Below are 13,599 nucleotides of genomic sequence, written 5' to 3'. Positions count from 1 at the left end.
ATACCAGGAGGACGTATGCCAAAGATCAGCGATGAGCGTCGCGAAGAGCGTCGCTCTCAGATCATCGCCGCGGCACTGCGCCGATTGAGTAACACGGGGTATCAGGGCACATCGATGGCCGATATCATTGCCGAGTCCGGGCTCTCGGCCGGAGCGATCTATGGCTACTTCAGCAGCAAACAGGAGTTAATCCTCGCTGTCGCAACGTCTGTGGTTTCAGGCCGACAAGACGAGGTTCTCGCGGCCAGCGTCGACCACGTGCTTGAACCCGCTGAGATCGTGACCGTGCTTATTGACGGCCTCCGGGAGAATGCACCCGTGCACATGCTTCTTCAGGTATGGGGGGAGGCTTCGGTCGACCCACAGTTGCGCACACTGCTCAACGAGGTACTGGAAAGTGCCCGAGCAACGATCACAGAACAGCTTGCGAGGTGGGCGCTGACGCAGCCATCACTCGCAGAGGATGCTTCGGGGTGGGCCGAGCGGGCCGCACCCGTTCTGCTCGCCCTGATCCCAGGATTCGTGACGCAGCTGTCTCTTGTCGATGGGTTCGACGAGAAACGGTTTCTGCAAACGCTTCCGACCGTGCTGCGCGGATCGGTCTGATCCGCGCAGGCCCTTGATTCGGCGCGGCTGCCCTTACGAGCGCGTCGCAGTCACAGCATCCTGAAGCGCCGACAGAATGACCTCGGCCGTTCCGACCGTCGCGTTCGGCCCCATCAGGCCGATGCGCCACACTGAATCTGCATAGGCACCGACGCCCGCACCGATCTCCATGCTGTACGTCTCGAGCAGATACGCGCGCACCGCTGCCGAATTCACACCATCGGGCACCCGAACTGTCGTGAGCGACGGCAGTCGGTACCCCTCAGCGGCAAACAGCTCGAAACCATGGTCCTGCAAGCCGTCGCGCAACGCCGAGCCCGCCGCGCTGTGACGGGCCCATACGTTCTCGAGGCCTTCGCCCAGGATGCGGTCGAGCGCCGCCTCGAGGCTCGCGATCATGGCGACGGGCGCCGTGTGGTGGTACGTGCGCTTGGCTCCGGATGCCGCACCGACGTAGCCGCCCAACATCCCGAGATCGAGGTACCACGAACGCGGATTCTCGACCCGGCGCTCAAACGCACGGTCGGATACCGTGAACGGAGCAAGGCCGGGCGCGACACCGAGGCATTTCTGCGTGCCCGCGTAGCCGATGTCGATGCCCCAGTCGTCAGCGCGCAGCTCGACGCCGCCGATCGACGTGACGGCGTCGACGAGAAGCAGCGCATCGCCCTTCAACGCCCCCAGCGCCGCAATGTCAGAGAGCACGCCCGTCGAGGTCTCGGCATGCACGGCGGCGATGATTTTGGGGTTCGGATGCGCGTCGGCGACGCGCTGCGGGTCGATCGGCTGGCCGTAGTCGTGATCGACGCGCACAACCTCGGCCCCGCAGCGGGCGGCGACGTCGCACATGCGTTCGCCGAAGAGTCCGTTCACGGCGATGACCACGGCATCCCCCGGTTCGACCATGTTGACGAACGCGGCTTCCATGCCAGCGGAACCGGTGGCGCTGAGCGGCAGCGTGCGGGCGTTCTGCGTTCCCCACACCTCACGCAGGCCATCGCAGGTGCGGTCGATCCGCTCGATGAAGAGGGGGTCGAGGTGCCCGAGCAGCGGGTAGCCGAGCGCCACAGTCGCTTCGTTGTACGGGTTCGTCGGCCCCGGACCGAACAGGCTGCGCGTGACGATCGGTGTCTGCATGTGATGCTCCCTCTGGGTCTCCGGAGGCAGCGGAGTGCGAGATGCTGCCTCGCCTCCATTGAATCAGGCGCTCACCTGGTTCGGGGCCCGGACGCACCTTGGCCGCGTACTCGACACTCTTCGCCGCGCGGCTCGAAGGCTGGGCTGGTCACGCCGGAGTCAACGAGCAGCGACTCTTCTGCAAACTAGGCAAGCGCCCGCGCAGGGATCCCGGCACTCAGCTGTTCAGCGTGCGAATGCGCGCGGTGAGCGCCGTCGCAAACCAACACCACGCGGCGTACGGCACAAGTGCCCAGCCGAGACCGCGGTGCACGCGCCCCGCCCGGCGGGCGAGGTCGGTACTGCTGACCGCAAGGCCCGTCGCGGTGCCGAGCGCCAGATCGAGGTCGTGCTGGCGGAAGAAGGTCCACGACCACCCGGCGTTGAGCGCCAGGTTGAGCAGGAGTGCGCGGCGGTATCCGCGAGCCGGGTCGGATGCTGGATCAGCATCCGGTCTCGTCACCTGCACGCCGAGGCTTTCACGGCGCTTCTGCGTGGCCCGCTTCTTCGCTTGCGGCACGAGCACGGCCGCCGAGGCCAGGGCGATGCTTGCGTAAAGGGCCGGCCAAACAAGGGGAAATGTCGCGGCCGGTGGCTGAAAATCAGGCTTGCGCAGCTTCGTGTACCAGTGGCTGTTGACGTCTTGCGTCGCCGCAGCGCCCGTGAGTGCGGTGGCTGTCACCAGCACGCTCGTCCCCAGGAGCTTCTTCGCGAACATCAGTTCTCCTTTCCGACGGTTGCCGTCTGGCCATGCTACGCGGAGCCCTCGACAATGCCAGCGCTTGCGCGTTGTGAAGAATCGGAGTAGCGTGACTGAACATGTTCAGTGAACAGGTTCAGTCACGCGCAGAACAGCGCGCCACCACGCGACGCCACGTCATCAGCATTGCTGATCGCCTGTTTCGACAGCAGGGTTTCGCTGCGACGTCCATCCGCCAGATCGCGCTCGAGGCGCGAGTGAGCACGGGCACAGTCATGTCCGTCGGCGACAAGAGCGCGCTGCTCGCAGCCGTGTTCGAGGCGTCAATCGCGCAGAGGCAGAACGCTCAGGTATCCCAGCACACATCACGCGGTGAGCAGGATGCCCCGCTCGCACCCGAGCGGATCACTGCGCACCTTCGCCCCTTTCTTGAACTCTTCAGCCGCGACCAGGAGCTCTCGCGCGAATACGCCGCCGTCCTCGTTCGCGGTGCCCATCAATCGGCGATCTTCGCCGAACTTGCTGACACCCTCCGGGCTGCTATCGCCATCGAATTCGAGGCATCGGGCATGTCCCACGACCGTGCCCGCACAGCATCCCGGGCTGTGTACTTCGCGTACCTCGGCGTTTTGTTCGCCTGGGCGGGCGGCGATTCCGACGTATCCACGGCACTCGCTGAGCTGCAAAACGTTGTCTCACTCGTCATGACCGATCACCTGGAGAACCGATGATTCTGCTTCCCGAACCGTGGTGGCTCACCGCGCTTCTCGCCATAGTCGTTCTGAGCGATGCCGCAATGTCGATCAGACCGCCGAAATTCATTCGCGACTGCCTCAACGGCGTCGGGTTTCCGCGGGAGTGGTGGTGGACACTGCTCGTGATCAAACTGTTGGCTGTGGCCGGGCTCGCCGTGGGCCTCTGGGTACCCGGCATCGCCTTCGCGGCGAACGTCGGCATCGTCTGCTATTTCGTAGCGGCTGCCTACTCGCACATTCGCGCACGGTTCACGGGCAGCGAGTTCTGGCTCAACTGCCTCGGAATGCTGGCTCTGTCGACGGTCGTGCTGCTTGTGTCGTATCTCTGAGAGAGCCGCCCCGCGCGCCTCGGCCACCATCAGTCGTACGATGGCGGGAGGTCACAAGAAAGGCGGTAGCGATGCCAGAGTTCAGCGTTGGCGACCACGTGAGCTGGAATTCCGAGGCTGGTAATGTCTCCGGAACCATCACGAAGGTGCACACGGCAGACTTCACCTACAAGGGTCATACGCGGCACGCGTCTGACGACGACCCGCAATATGAGATCGCGAGCGACAAGACGGACCACATCGCGGCGCACAAGGGTTCTGCTCTGACGCACGTGCCGAAGTAGCATCCGTGCCTGAATCAGCAACCCGCCCGCCGATTTTCACGATCGGGCACTCTGACCGCTCGATCGACGAATTCATTGGGATGCTGCGAGAGCACGGCGTCGAGCGGATCGTCGACGTGCGCAAGCTCCCGGGCTCGCGCGCCCACCCTCAGTTCAACGATGATGCCCTCGCCGCCTCATTGTCCGCCGTCGGCGTCGGCTACCAGCGCATCGAGGAACTCGCAGGTCGTCGACCGGTCTCGAAAGAGGTCGCGTTCGGGGTGAACGCATTCTGGAAGAACCGCAGCTTCCACAACTACGCTGACTACGCGCTGAGCGAGAGCTTTCGACACGGTCTTGACCGGTTACGACAGGAGCAGGAAGCGGCACCGGTGGCGATCATGTGCTCCGAGGCAGTGTGGTGGCGGTGCCACCGGAGGATTATCGCGGACCACCTGCTGACCCACGGCGAGGACGTGCGTCACATCATGAGTGCGGCGAAAGCGGATGCCGCCAGTCTGACGTCCGGAGCCGTCACCCATCCGGATGATTCAGTCACGTATCCACCGACGGGCAACTGAACCCGAGAATAACCAGGTATCACTGGAGTAATCGAGCATTGACAGGTGGAGTAATCCACTAGGTTCGGGCATGAACGTGACTTAACGGGTCGGTGTACCACCGAACTGCCGAGTGGTACACTGAACACTATGCCCACCATGTTGCCTCGATTCCAGGTGACCCAGACTGACGATGTCAGGCGGGCATTGGAGATTGCCCAGGAGCGCTGGCCCGAGGCAACGCGAAGCGAACTGGTGACTCGGCTCTTCGCAACAGGAGCAGCGGCCATTGCCGACGAGACTGACTCCCAACTCGAGCGCCGTCACGAAGCGATTGACTTCGCGTCTGGGCTTCTCGATGTCGCGTACGAACGCGATCACCTCCAGAGCCTTCGCCAGGACTGGCCTGAATGATTGTTCTCGACGCAAGCGTCGTTTTCGCGATTCTTTCACGTGAGGACGACCACCACGATCGGGCCGAATTCTTTTTTCGCTCCACGTTCAGCGACGGCTATCTCGCACACTCACTGACGCTCGCCGAAATTCTCGTTGGTCCCATACGCGCCCGCCGCGAGACCGTCGCGCTCCGGGCACTTGACGGCCTCGGAATCTCAGAGTGGGCACCGGGCGCTGGCGGCGCAGCCCGCTTGGCCACACTGCGCGCGGAAGCATCGCTGAAGCTTCCTGACTGCTGCGTTCTCGACGCTGCTATCGAAACGGGTTCGAGTCTCGCGACGTTCGATCAGAGGCTCGCCAGCGCCGCCGCGGCGCTGGGAGTGCGCGTCGCAATTCACGCACCGAACTCGTAGCGGCTTGTCACCGCTCCCATTTCGGCGCGAGCGGCGACCACGCCATCATCGCCTTCAACAGCGCCCGCGGGTCCTCCTCGACAATCAAGGCATCACTGAACGCCGACGCGATGAACCCCTTCTCGGTCATCGACGCGATCATCTGCACAAGCGGCTGCCAAAACCCATCGACGTCGAATAGCGCAACAGGCTTCGCGTGGATGCCGAGCTGCTGCCACGTCCACGCTTCGAAGAGCTCCTCGAGGGTGCCCGCGCCGCCCGGCAGGGCGACGAACCCGTCACCCAGTTCAGCCATGCGCTCTTTGCGCTGATGCATGTTCGCGACGACCTCAAGGTGTGTGAGCCTCGTGTGCGCAATCTCACGATCGACGAGCGCCTGCGGCATAACGCCGCGCACCTCGCCGCCACGCTCCACGAGCGCGTCGGCGAAAGCACCCATCAGCCCCACGTGTCCGCCACCGTACACGGCACCGATCCCCGCATCGGCGAGGGCGTGTGCGAACTCCGTCACCGCTGTCGCGTACAGAGGGTCATGTCCGGCGGCAGACCCGGTGAAGACGGTGACTCGATTCAGCATCGCGACCTCCGCTCTCGATCATCGGTCACAGAAGTTCCTCGCTCGCTTCAGTCATCATTGTCTGGCGGTGAGACGGACAGCACGTCCTCAACTTCGGACAGCGCCTCGACTAGGTCGTCAGTCGGTCCGGCCTTAGGCCGCGTGAAGCGCATGCTCACCTCGATCATGTCGGTATCAGTCTCTTCGACCTTCCGAGTGCTGGTGAGAGCGGTCTGGTACCCGAGTTCCGTCGCACACGCGAGAATTCGCCGCAGCGCACCCTTGTGATTGCGATAGGTCACAGAAAACCTCACGCTGCGATCCGCAGACGGGATGCGCAGTGAGATGGCGCTCAGCGCCATGACCGCGATCAGGTACAGCACCGTTGTCGCTGCGGCAACGACGGGCATCCCGGCACCGCAGGCCATGCCGATGGCGGCGGTCACCCAGATGGACGCGGCAGTGGTGAGCCCGTTGACGATGTTCTGACGCACGAAGATGACACCGGCACCGAGAAAGCCGATCCCCGAGACGATCTGCGCTGCGATGCGCGACGGGTCGAGCACGATATCGGCCCCGAGCACGTTCTGGAAGCCATACGCCGAGACCAGCGTGAAAAGCGCAGCACCGAGCCCAACGACGGCATGCGTGCGCATGCCGGCCGATTTCAGCTGACGCTGGCGTTCGAACCCGACAATCGCCGAAAGCGCGAACGCGATGCACAGCAGGATCAGCTCGGTGAGAAGCGTGTCGGGCAGCCAGGTGATTTCGATCATCACTGCTCCTCCCGCTCGCCACGACCATTCTTTCACTGCGAGCGCCAACGCGACACTGTGACGTCACGGCAGCATGGCATCTCACGCGCCCCAACGGTGAGGCTAGGCGGCGACCAGAGTCTCGATTCGACACACTGCCTTCGTCACACCGTCATCGCTTGCCCGGATGCTGTCGGCGAGCGCCCGCGCTCGAGGCGCACATGATTGCGCCGCGACGATCGCCTCCGCAAGCGCCTCCGCCGTGAGCTGCCGCAGCCTGACGCCCGCGCCAATCTCGGACACGCGCCTCGCCCAGAACCGCTGGTCGCCGAGGAACGGGCGGATCACCTGCGGAACACCGGCCGACAATGCCGCGCCGACCGTCCCCACGCCGCCATGGTGCACAGCGACGGCCGTGCGGGGCAGCAGCCAGTCATGTGAAACGTGGTCGAGAACGAGGATGCTGTCGTCGCCTTCGAGCTCCACTGCCCCAGCCCCGGTCACGACGATCCCTCGGCGTCCGACGCGGCGCAACGCATCGCGAACGGCCTCACCCACAGCATCCGGATGCTTCGAGACCATGCTGCCGAAACCGACATACACGGGCGGCTCGCCGTCATTGAGAAACTCGACGAGCTCCGGCGAGGGCTCTTCCGAAACGGCGGGTAGCCGCCAGAACCCGAGCGGCTCGGCGATCGTGGGCCAGTCGTCGGGAGCCGGCAGCAGGTGCGGACTCCAGGGATTGAGGGCACCTTCGGCCGCGATGCGGTCGGCAATGCCGATGAGCGGCGTCGACAGTCGCAGTCGATCTCGGTGCAGCGAGCGGAGCATGCCGCGCCACGGTGCCTCGATTGCTGAACTCAGACGCCAGCTCGTGCGGTTCAACGCCCGCGGAACGGGGATGCCCAGCAGCGGCGAGGGGAACGCCGACGTGGGCTGGTAGAGCGGGATCAGCTGCGCCGCGATCGACGGAACGCCAAGGCGCTCCGCGACAAGAGGAGCGGCAAGCGTCTTCGGGTGGTAGACGACGACGTCTGTAGAAATTTCGGCGAGATCGGCGACGTCGTTCAGAAAGAGCGTCAACGCCGATTTCGCCCGCGCGGCCCCCGTCACGGCCGCGAATGTGCCCTTGTGCGCCAGTGCGTCTTGCAGCTCGAACAGGCTGTCGTCCAGCGCGATGAACGCGATGCCATGCGCCTCGGTGAGCGCACGGAACCGTGCGGGAGCGGCGAGCGTTGGGCGGTGCCCAGCGTCTGCAAGCCCGCGCGCCAGCGCCACGAACGGCTCGACGTCGCCGCGACTGCCCGTCGTCACGAGGAGCGCCTTCATCGCATCATTGTACGTTCGCCCGCACGAGAACTACGTGGCTACGCATTACTGATAGTCATCCATGGCTCCTCGTGGCACCGTCTCGTGGCAGAGTGGAGTGACCAGCCTCGCTCGAATGGAGTTGCCGTGGTCTCCGAGATCGTCGTCGATCGGCCAGAATTCACCGTGCGCCGCACCTTCGTCTCGTCGATGAACAACGCCGTCTATCTCGTCACGGCCCGGAAGTCAGGTGAACAGGTGCTCATCGATGCGGCGGCTGATACAGCATCCATTTCTACCCTGTTCCACGATGGCGAGCAGGATGCCGAAGGCGCGACGCGCCTGGTCACCATCGTGACGACGCACGCCCACTGGGATCACACACGTGCCACGGCAGAGATCGCGAATCAGACGGGCGCGCGCGTGGCGATCGGGCGAGCGGATGCTGCGCAGCTCACCGCCGAGCGCGGCGTCGAAGCCGACGTGCTGCTCGACCATGGCGACCGTGTGAGCATCGATGGCATCACGCTCGAGGTCATCGCGCTTCGGGGCCACACGCCGGGCTCGGTCGCACTCGCAGTGTCTGGGAAGCCGACACTGCTGTTCACTGGGGACAGTCTCTTTCCCGGTGGCGTCGGAAACACGGGCGACGATCCCGTGCGGTTCGATCAGCTCTTCACCGATGTCTCGTCACGTCTCTTCGAGCGGTTCCCCGACAGCACGCGGGTGTTCCCGGGCCATGGCGACCCGACGACGCTTGGTGCCGAACGCCCTTCGCTCCCCGACTGGCGCGCCCGCGGCTGGTAAGCGCCCGCATTCTTCAACTGCTCTCGCTCGTCGACGTACTGACGGTAGCTCGCCTTTTCACCCCTCGCATCCGGTCGGCAGAGCGCCAGGTCCTCACTCGAATGTTCATCTGGTGTTCCATTCGATGTACACCGGTCTCGTAATTCCTGGCAACCTTCGGGAGTTCGAATACTGGTGGTCTCGCAATTCCTCGCGAGTGCCTCCCACCTCGAAAGGGCACAATGCGCCGCTATACCCTCCCCGCACTGGGCGTGCTCAGCATCTCCGCTCTCGCTCTCGCCGGCTGTTCAGCGTCTGAAGCTGGAGCCGCCAGCTCCGATGCACCCATCACCATCGCCACCCTCCCCATCTCCGACGACCCCACGCAAGAAAACCCGGTCGACGCTCTCGTCGAGCTGCTTGAAGAAGATACCGGGCGAGAGGTCGAAGTTACCGATGTGCCCGACTATCTCAGTGTGGTCGAGGCGATACGCGCCGACCACGTCGATATCGGCATTATGAGCGGCTTCCCGTCTGCCTTGGCCGTGAACACAGGCGAGGTCGACGCGCTCCTTGCGTGGGAGGGCAACGACGAAGCCGTCTCGACCTGCGTCGTGCTCGACGGCTCACCCATTCAGAAGCTCGAAGACCTCAAAGGCAAGACCGTCGCCTTCGCCGACCCGGCATCCAGTTCTGGGTACTTCATGCCGGTGTACATGCTCCACCAGGCTGGGCTCGAGCAGGGCACAGATTACGAAGCGATCTTTGCCGGTGGCCATGAGGGCAGCTTTGCGGCTCTCGAACAAGGTCAGGTGGATGCCGCGTGCACGGCGATCATGCTCACTGAGTTGGGCGCCCCCATGTTTCCCTTCGCCGACGGCGAGTGGCGCGGTGTGGGCGAAAGCCCGTCGATGGATGTCATGGGCACGGTGCTCGCACGTCAGTCCCTCGACGATGAAACGCGCACACTGCTCGAGGAGGCGCTGCCGAAGGTCTTCTCCGAAAAGAACAAGGAAACCCTCGGTGCCTACAGCTCGTTCGTCGGCCTGGATGTCATCATCGCCCCCGAGCCGAGCCTCTTCGACGCGTTCACCGAAATTGCCGCGGTAGCCGGCGTGAAGCTCGAGGATCTCAAATGAGAGTTCCCACATCGACCGAGGCGTCCTCTGACACCATGACGGCCGAGCTGCGCAGGATCCTCCCGCTCGTGACGGTGCGCGATCTGCGCGTTGCCTACGACGAGCAGACCGTTCTCAGCGGAGTCGATCTTGATCTGCTCCCCGGCGAGATAGTCGCGCTCCTCGGGGCATCCGGTTCGGGCAAATCCACGCTCATGAAGAGCCTCACCGGGTTCGCTCCGATCGCGTCAGGCTCAGTGCGCGTCGCCGGGCATGGTGTCACAAACCTTCGTCGGGGCGAGCTGCGCGCTCTGCGGTCAGAGGTGGGGCAGGTATTTCAGCAGTTCAACCTGATTCCGCGGCTCAGCGTGCTGACGAACGTGCTGACCGGCGCCCTGCACAACGCTCGCTCGCTCAACCTGGTCGGGGCCTTCTCGAGCGCCGATCGTCAGCGTGCGATGCACCTCCTCGACCGTGTCGGCATCTCTCACAAAGCGAAGGATGCCGCACGCACGCTGTCGGGCGGGCAACAGCAGCGCGTAGCCATTGCGCGTGCGCTCATGCAGCGCCCACGCGTGATTCTCGCCGACGAACCCGTCGCCTCGCTCGACCCGAAACTCGCGCACTCGGTGCTCGAGTTGCTGCGAGAGATCGCCGCCGACGACGGCATCCCGGTTCTCGTGAGCCTGCACGTGCTGCCGCTCGCCCTTGCCCACAGCGACCGCGTCGTCGGGCTGAGCCACGGTCACACTCTCATCTCGGGTCGCACGGCCGACCTCGACGCCGAGCAACTCTCGGTGCTGTATGAGGAGGACGGAGCGGATGATGACAACCACAACGCGTGAGTCGCGTTCCCGCGGCACCGCAAGTGGGCTTACGGATGGCGACCGCACGCGGCTCGAGCGGGCGTTCTCGATTCCCCGTGCTCGCTTCCTCGTCGGCATCCCGATTGCACTGCTTGTACTTGTGTGGTCATTCGATGGGGCCGAGTTCAACTTCGCAAAGCTCGGCGAGGGCACCGTGAACATGGGCGAGTTCCTCTCTCGGCTGTTTCCACCGGACTTCTCAAAGTTCGGCATCATCGTGGAGCTGCTCATCGAGACGTTTCAGATGGCAATTGTCGGAACAGTTCTCGGAGTTGTTCTGTCGCTGCTCATGGCCTTCGCCGCGGCATCAACCATTGCTCCTCGCTGGCTCTACTATCCCTCGCGCTGGGTGATGAACGTCATTCGTTCGGTTCCCGACCTAGTGTTTGCTCTCATGTTCGTCTCCGCTGTGGGGCTCGGGCCATTCGCCGGCATCCTCGCTATGACGCTTGGCTCCATCGGCTCGATCGGAAAAATCTTCGCCGAGGCCATGGAATCGGTCGACGTCGGACCAACCACCGCGATGCAGGCGGTTGGCGCGTCAAAACGACAGGTCATCGTCTATGGGGTGCTTCCGCAGGCTGCCCCGCTTCTCGTCTCGTACACGCTGCTGCTCTTCGAGGGCAACGTACGTGGCGCCACGATCCTCGGGCTGGTGGGAGCCGGGGGCATCGGGCTCGAACTCACCACGGCGATGCGCATGTACGACTATGGGCATCTCAGCGCCATCATCATCTGCATCATCGTGCTTGTCACGGCAATCGATCAGGGCAGCGCCCTCATCAGAAAGAGACTCACATGACACTCATCGACATTGAACTCAGTGCACCGGTCAATCTGCGCGATCTCGGGGGCATCCCCATCGAGGGCGGAACGCTCCGGCAAGGGCTGGCCATTCGCACCGATGACCTCGCATACGTCACCGAGGAGGTCGCCGACAAGCTCGTCGCCGACGGCTTGACCGCACTTATCGACCTTCGATCTCCCCTCGAGGTTGCCACCACAGGGCGCGGACCTCTCGCCTCGCGCCCCGTGACGTATCATCACCTTCCGCTCATCGCCGACGTGTCCGAAACGATGTCTGAGGGCGCACCGTCGTTCACGCACGAGTCCATGGGTGCGATGTACGTGTCCATGGTGGAAAGCGCGGCACCTCAGCTCGTGACCGCGCTCAACGTCATCGCCCACACGCGAGGCGCGACGGCGTTCCATTGCGCCGCGGGTCGAGACCGCACGGGCGTGCTTGCTGCGATGCTTCTGCTCACGCTCGGCGCCGACGACGACGAGATCGTCGCAGACTACGCGCGCACAGGTGAAAATATGGAGGCGATCTTCACCCGAAGCCGCCCTGTCATGGGGGCGATGTGGGAGGCGCTCGGCAGCGAGCGCAGTCTCGACGATACGCGTGCCTTGCTCGACGGGCAGATGCACGTCTCTGCGCGCATCCTTCTGGCCCAGCTTCGTGAGCGCCACGGCGACGCACTCGCGCCGCTTCGGACTGCGGGTTTGAGCGATGACACAATCGCGCGGCTGCGAGAGCGGGCGCGAGTCGCGTGACCGCAATACTGAGACCGGATGCCGGGGCCGCGGTGCGCCGCGGCCCCGGCCGTCCGCGCGACGACGGCCTTGATGACCAGATCATCAGCGCAACGCTCGACATCATCGACGCCGAAGAGGAGGTGACCGTGTCGCGCGTCGTCTCTCGCAGCGGCGTCAGTCGCGCCGCGCTCTATCGCCGGTGGCCGTCGCTGACCACGCTCATCACTGACGCGCTCGATGTCGGTCGCACCGTGCCGTCGCCGATTTCTTCGAACGGCGATCTGCGCCAGGCGATTCTGGGCATGCTCCTCGGCGACTCGTCGTCTGTCACCGAGTTTGGCTATTCTGAGGAACGGTTCCGCCAACGGATCCGGCTCGTCATGGCGGACCGCGAGCTCCAGAAGGCGTACTGGCACTCGCACGTCGCTCGCCGTCGCGTTCCGATGGAGCAGGCTCTTCACGCGGGAATTGACAGCGGCATCCTTCGCAGAGACCTCAACGTTGAGGCCTGCTTTGACGCGATTGCTGGCACCGTGTACTACCAACTTGTCGTTCGTGGCGATCGCATGACCGACGACGCATCGCGCACGCGAATCGCAGCGGCGTTCGATCTGATCTGGCGTGGAATGCTCGCCGTGTAACGTGTGCGCCTTCACATCGGTGCATCTGTACGTAAAGTTCCAATATGCGATTACCTGACGACGCCGCAGTCTTCGACGCACACTTCCACATCGTCGACCCCGCGTTTCCGCTCATTCCCAACAACGGGTACCTGCCCGACGCCTTCACGGCAGACGACTACCTGCAGCGAACCCGTCGCCTCCGCATCACGGGTGGCACTGTCGTGAGTGGTTCGTTCCAGGGCACCGACCAGAGTTACCTCACGGCCGCACTTGAGCGCCTTGGCGCCGGCTTCGTCGGCGTCACGCAGCTGACCACCGACGTCACTGACGACGAGATCACCAGACTGGATGCCGCTGGCGTCCGCGCCGTGCGCTTCAACCTCTACCGTGGCGCGACGATCGACCTGTCAGACATGGAGCAGTTCGCACGCCGAGTGCACGATGTGGCCGGGTGGCACAGCGAACTCTACGTGGATGCCGCCGATCTTCCCGAGCTTGAAAGCACGCTCCGCCGGCTCCCGCAGGCGTCCGTCGACCACCTTGGCATGAGCGACGACACGACGGGCACGCTGCTCTCGCTGGTCGAAGCCGGTCTTGTCGTGAAGGCGACGGGATTCGGCCGCATGTCGGTGAGCGATCCGGATGCCCTCATGGCGACGATCGACAGGGCGAACCCGCATGCGCTCATCTTCGGCAGCGATCTGCCATCAACCCGCGCGAGGGTGCCTTTCGCGGATTCCGATCTCGACCGCGTGCGCGCGGCGGTGGGTGATGACCGCGCCCGCGCAGTGCTTACCGAGAACGCACGCCGCCTTTATCGCGTAACCGACGCGTCATAGACCGAAACTCC

At 64.2% G+C, this 13,599-nt stretch carries 19 protein-coding genes; 14 read left to right on the top strand and 5 right to left on the bottom strand.

Translation table 11 applies throughout. The annotated features are described in order from the left end of the window. Positions 1-15 precede the first annotated feature (15 nt). Positions 16-606: a TetR/AcrR family transcriptional regulator gene (locus HCR84_RS00600; protein ID WP_166983003.1), complete on the top strand. Its 591-nt coding sequence runs from the start codon at positions 16-18 to the stop codon at positions 604-606. Positions 607-639: 33 nt separating this feature from the next. Here HCR84_RS00600 and HCR84_RS00595 read toward each other — a convergent pair whose 3' ends face one another. After that, the gene (locus HCR84_RS00595) at positions 640-1,743 is read right to left on the bottom strand and encodes a pyridoxal-phosphate-dependent aminotransferase family protein (RefSeq protein WP_166983004.1); all 1,104 of its coding nucleotides are present in this window, start codon (positions 1,741-1,743) and stop codon (positions 640-642) included. A gap of 217 nt (positions 1,744-1,960) precedes the next feature. After that, positions 1,961-2,500 carry a TspO/MBR family protein gene (locus HCR84_RS00590; protein WP_166983005.1) on the bottom strand — a complete coding sequence of 180 codons (540 nt, stop codon included), beginning with the start codon at positions 2,498-2,500 and terminating at the stop codon, positions 1,961-1,963. Between the two features lie 101 nt (positions 2,501-2,601). On the opposite strand from HCR84_RS00590, the gene HCR84_RS00585 reads away from it, so the two are divergent. The 6 genes from HCR84_RS00585 (at position 2,602) to HCR84_RS00560 (ending at position 5,198) form a co-directional block, all read left to right on the top strand. Beyond that, complete coding sequence (locus HCR84_RS00585) at positions 2,602-3,213, top strand: TetR/AcrR family transcriptional regulator (RefSeq protein ID WP_166983006.1); 612 nt, start codon at positions 2,602-2,604, stop codon at positions 3,211-3,213. Further along, entirely contained in the window at positions 3,210-3,566 is a 357-nt protein-coding gene (locus HCR84_RS00580; protein ID WP_166983007.1) for a DoxX family protein, read from the top strand. Before HCR84_RS00585 ends, HCR84_RS00580 begins: the two co-directional genes overlap by 4 nt. Positions 3,567-3,637: 71 nt before the next feature. Next, positions 3,638-3,850: a hypervirulence associated TUDOR domain-containing protein gene (locus tag HCR84_RS00575; RefSeq protein WP_166983008.1), complete on the top strand. Its 213-nt coding sequence runs from the start codon at positions 3,638-3,640 to the stop codon at positions 3,848-3,850. 5 nt (positions 3,851-3,855) lie between these two features. After that, positions 3,856-4,410 (top strand): DUF488 domain-containing protein, encoded by a 555-nt coding sequence (locus HCR84_RS00570; protein WP_244972536.1) that lies wholly within the window; start codon positions 3,856-3,858, stop codon positions 4,408-4,410. 129 nt (positions 4,411-4,539) lie between these two features. Then, complete coding sequence (locus HCR84_RS00565) at positions 4,540-4,803, top strand: hypothetical protein (RefSeq protein WP_166983009.1); 264 nt, start codon at positions 4,540-4,542, stop codon at positions 4,801-4,803. Next, positions 4,800-5,198 carry a type II toxin-antitoxin system VapC family toxin gene (locus HCR84_RS00560; RefSeq protein WP_166983010.1) on the top strand — a complete coding sequence of 133 codons (399 nt, stop codon included), beginning with the start codon at positions 4,800-4,802 and terminating at the stop codon, positions 5,196-5,198. Before HCR84_RS00565 ends, HCR84_RS00560 begins: the two co-directional genes overlap by 4 nt. A 7-nt stretch (positions 5,199-5,205) precedes the next feature. Here HCR84_RS00560 and HCR84_RS00555 read toward each other — a convergent pair whose 3' ends face one another. The 3 genes from HCR84_RS00555 to HCR84_RS00545 form a co-directional block, all read right to left on the bottom strand. Beyond that, positions 5,206-5,775 carry an LOG family protein gene (locus tag HCR84_RS00555; RefSeq protein ID WP_166983011.1) on the bottom strand — a complete coding sequence of 190 codons (570 nt, stop codon included), beginning with the start codon at positions 5,773-5,775 and terminating at the stop codon, positions 5,206-5,208. Positions 5,776-5,822: 47 nt separating this feature from the next. Further along, on the bottom strand, positions 5,823-6,530 hold the full coding sequence (locus HCR84_RS00550; protein ID WP_166983012.1) for an MgtC/SapB family protein: 708 nt from the start codon (positions 6,528-6,530) through the stop codon (positions 5,823-5,825). A gap of 102 nt (positions 6,531-6,632) precedes the next feature. Beyond that, positions 6,633-7,838, bottom strand: coding sequence for a glycosyltransferase (locus tag HCR84_RS00545; RefSeq protein WP_166983013.1), 1,206 nt, complete (start codon positions 7,836-7,838; stop codon positions 6,633-6,635). 189 nt (positions 7,839-8,027) lie between these two features. On the opposite strand from HCR84_RS00545, the gene HCR84_RS00540 reads away from it, so the two are divergent. The 7 genes from HCR84_RS00540 (at position 8,028) to HCR84_RS00510 (ending at position 13,588) form a co-directional block, all read left to right on the top strand. Beyond that, positions 8,028-8,624 (top strand): MBL fold metallo-hydrolase, encoded by a 597-nt coding sequence (locus HCR84_RS00540; protein ID WP_166983274.1) that lies wholly within the window; start codon positions 8,028-8,030, stop codon positions 8,622-8,624. Positions 8,625-8,845: 221 nt separating this feature from the next. Continuing rightward, a complete protein-coding gene (gene phnD / locus HCR84_RS00535; protein WP_166983014.1) occupies positions 8,846-9,742 on the top strand; it encodes a phosphate/phosphite/phosphonate ABC transporter substrate-binding protein in 897 nt (298 codons plus the stop codon). Next, positions 9,739-10,566, top strand: coding sequence for a phosphonate ABC transporter ATP-binding protein (locus HCR84_RS00530; protein ID WP_218043599.1), 828 nt, complete (start codon positions 9,739-9,741; stop codon positions 10,564-10,566). Before phnD ends, HCR84_RS00530 begins: the two co-directional genes overlap by 4 nt. Further along, positions 10,544-11,389 (top strand): phosphonate ABC transporter, permease protein PhnE, encoded by an 846-nt coding sequence (gene phnE / locus HCR84_RS00525; protein ID WP_244972535.1) that lies wholly within the window; start codon positions 10,544-10,546, stop codon positions 11,387-11,389. Before HCR84_RS00530 ends, phnE begins: the two co-directional genes overlap by 23 nt. Then, positions 11,386-12,144 carry a tyrosine-protein phosphatase gene (locus HCR84_RS00520; RefSeq protein WP_166983015.1) on the top strand — a complete coding sequence of 253 codons (759 nt, stop codon included), beginning with the start codon at positions 11,386-11,388 and terminating at the stop codon, positions 12,142-12,144. The genes phnE and HCR84_RS00520 overlap by 4 nt, the downstream gene beginning before the upstream one ends. Beyond that, entirely contained in the window at positions 12,141-12,767 is a 627-nt protein-coding gene (locus tag HCR84_RS00515; protein ID WP_244972534.1) for a TetR/AcrR family transcriptional regulator, read from the top strand. Before HCR84_RS00520 ends, HCR84_RS00515 begins: the two co-directional genes overlap by 4 nt. A 44-nt stretch (positions 12,768-12,811) precedes the next feature. Next, positions 12,812-13,588, top strand: coding sequence for an amidohydrolase family protein (locus HCR84_RS00510; RefSeq protein ID WP_166983016.1), 777 nt, complete (start codon positions 12,812-12,814; stop codon positions 13,586-13,588). Positions 13,589-13,599: the final 11 nt, after the last annotated feature.

The organism is Paramicrobacterium fandaimingii, from assembly GCF_011751745.2.
GTDB lineage: Bacteria > Actinomycetota > Actinomycetes > Actinomycetales > Microbacteriaceae > Paramicrobacterium > Paramicrobacterium fandaimingii.
Note: the sequence above shows the minus strand (reverse complement) of the source record. Positions and strands in the feature narration are given on the sequence as shown.

What these genes read in the sequence shown, in the direction of transcription:
- HCR84_RS00575 (WP_166983008.1), top strand. Translation starts at nt 3,638, where the DNA reads ATGCCAGAGTTCAGCGTTGGCGACCACGTGAGCTGGAATTCCGAGGCT.
- HCR84_RS00520 (WP_166983015.1), top strand. Translation starts at nt 11,386, where the DNA reads ATGACACTCATCGACATTGAACTCAGTGCACCGGTCAATCTGCGCGAT.
- HCR84_RS00565 (WP_166983009.1), top strand. Translation starts at nt 4,540, where the DNA reads ATGCCCACCATGTTGCCTCGATTCCAGGTGACCCAGACTGACGATGTC.
- HCR84_RS00585 (WP_166983006.1), top strand. Translation starts at nt 2,602, where the DNA reads ATGTTCAGTGAACAGGTTCAGTCACGCGCAGAACAGCGCGCCACCACG.
- HCR84_RS00510 (WP_166983016.1), top strand. Translation starts at nt 12,812, where the DNA reads ATGCGATTACCTGACGACGCCGCAGTCTTCGACGCACACTTCCACATC.
- HCR84_RS00555 (WP_166983011.1), bottom strand. Translation starts at nt 5,775, where the DNA reads ATGCTGAATCGAGTCACCGTCTTCACCGGGTCTGCCGCCGGACATGAC.
- HCR84_RS00595 (WP_166983004.1), bottom strand. Translation starts at nt 1,743, where the DNA reads ATGCAGACACCGATCGTCACGCGCAGCCTGTTCGGTCCGGGGCCGACG.
- HCR84_RS00600 (WP_166983003.1), top strand. Translation starts at nt 16, where the DNA reads ATGCCAAAGATCAGCGATGAGCGTCGCGAAGAGCGTCGCTCTCAGATC.
- HCR84_RS00580 (WP_166983007.1), top strand. Translation starts at nt 3,210, where the DNA reads ATGATTCTGCTTCCCGAACCGTGGTGGCTCACCGCGCTTCTCGCCATA.
- phnD (WP_166983014.1), top strand. Translation starts at nt 8,846, where the DNA reads ATGCGCCGCTATACCCTCCCCGCACTGGGCGTGCTCAGCATCTCCGCT.
- HCR84_RS00590 (WP_166983005.1), bottom strand. Translation starts at nt 2,500, where the DNA reads ATGTTCGCGAAGAAGCTCCTGGGGACGAGCGTGCTGGTGACAGCCACC.
- phnE (WP_244972535.1), top strand. Translation starts at nt 10,544, where the DNA reads ATGATGACAACCACAACGCGTGAGTCGCGTTCCCGCGGCACCGCAAGT.
- HCR84_RS00545 (WP_166983013.1), bottom strand. Translation starts at nt 7,838, where the DNA reads ATGAAGGCGCTCCTCGTGACGACGGGCAGTCGCGGCGACGTCGAGCCG.
- HCR84_RS00560 (WP_166983010.1), top strand. Translation starts at nt 4,800, where the DNA reads ATGATTGTTCTCGACGCAAGCGTCGTTTTCGCGATTCTTTCACGTGAG.
- HCR84_RS00540 (WP_166983274.1), top strand. Translation starts at nt 8,028, where the DNA reads ATGAACAACGCCGTCTATCTCGTCACGGCCCGGAAGTCAGGTGAACAG.
- HCR84_RS00550 (WP_166983012.1), bottom strand. Translation starts at nt 6,530, where the DNA reads ATGATCGAAATCACCTGGCTGCCCGACACGCTTCTCACCGAGCTGATC.
- HCR84_RS00530 (WP_218043599.1), top strand. Translation starts at nt 9,739, where the DNA reads ATGAGAGTTCCCACATCGACCGAGGCGTCCTCTGACACCATGACGGCC.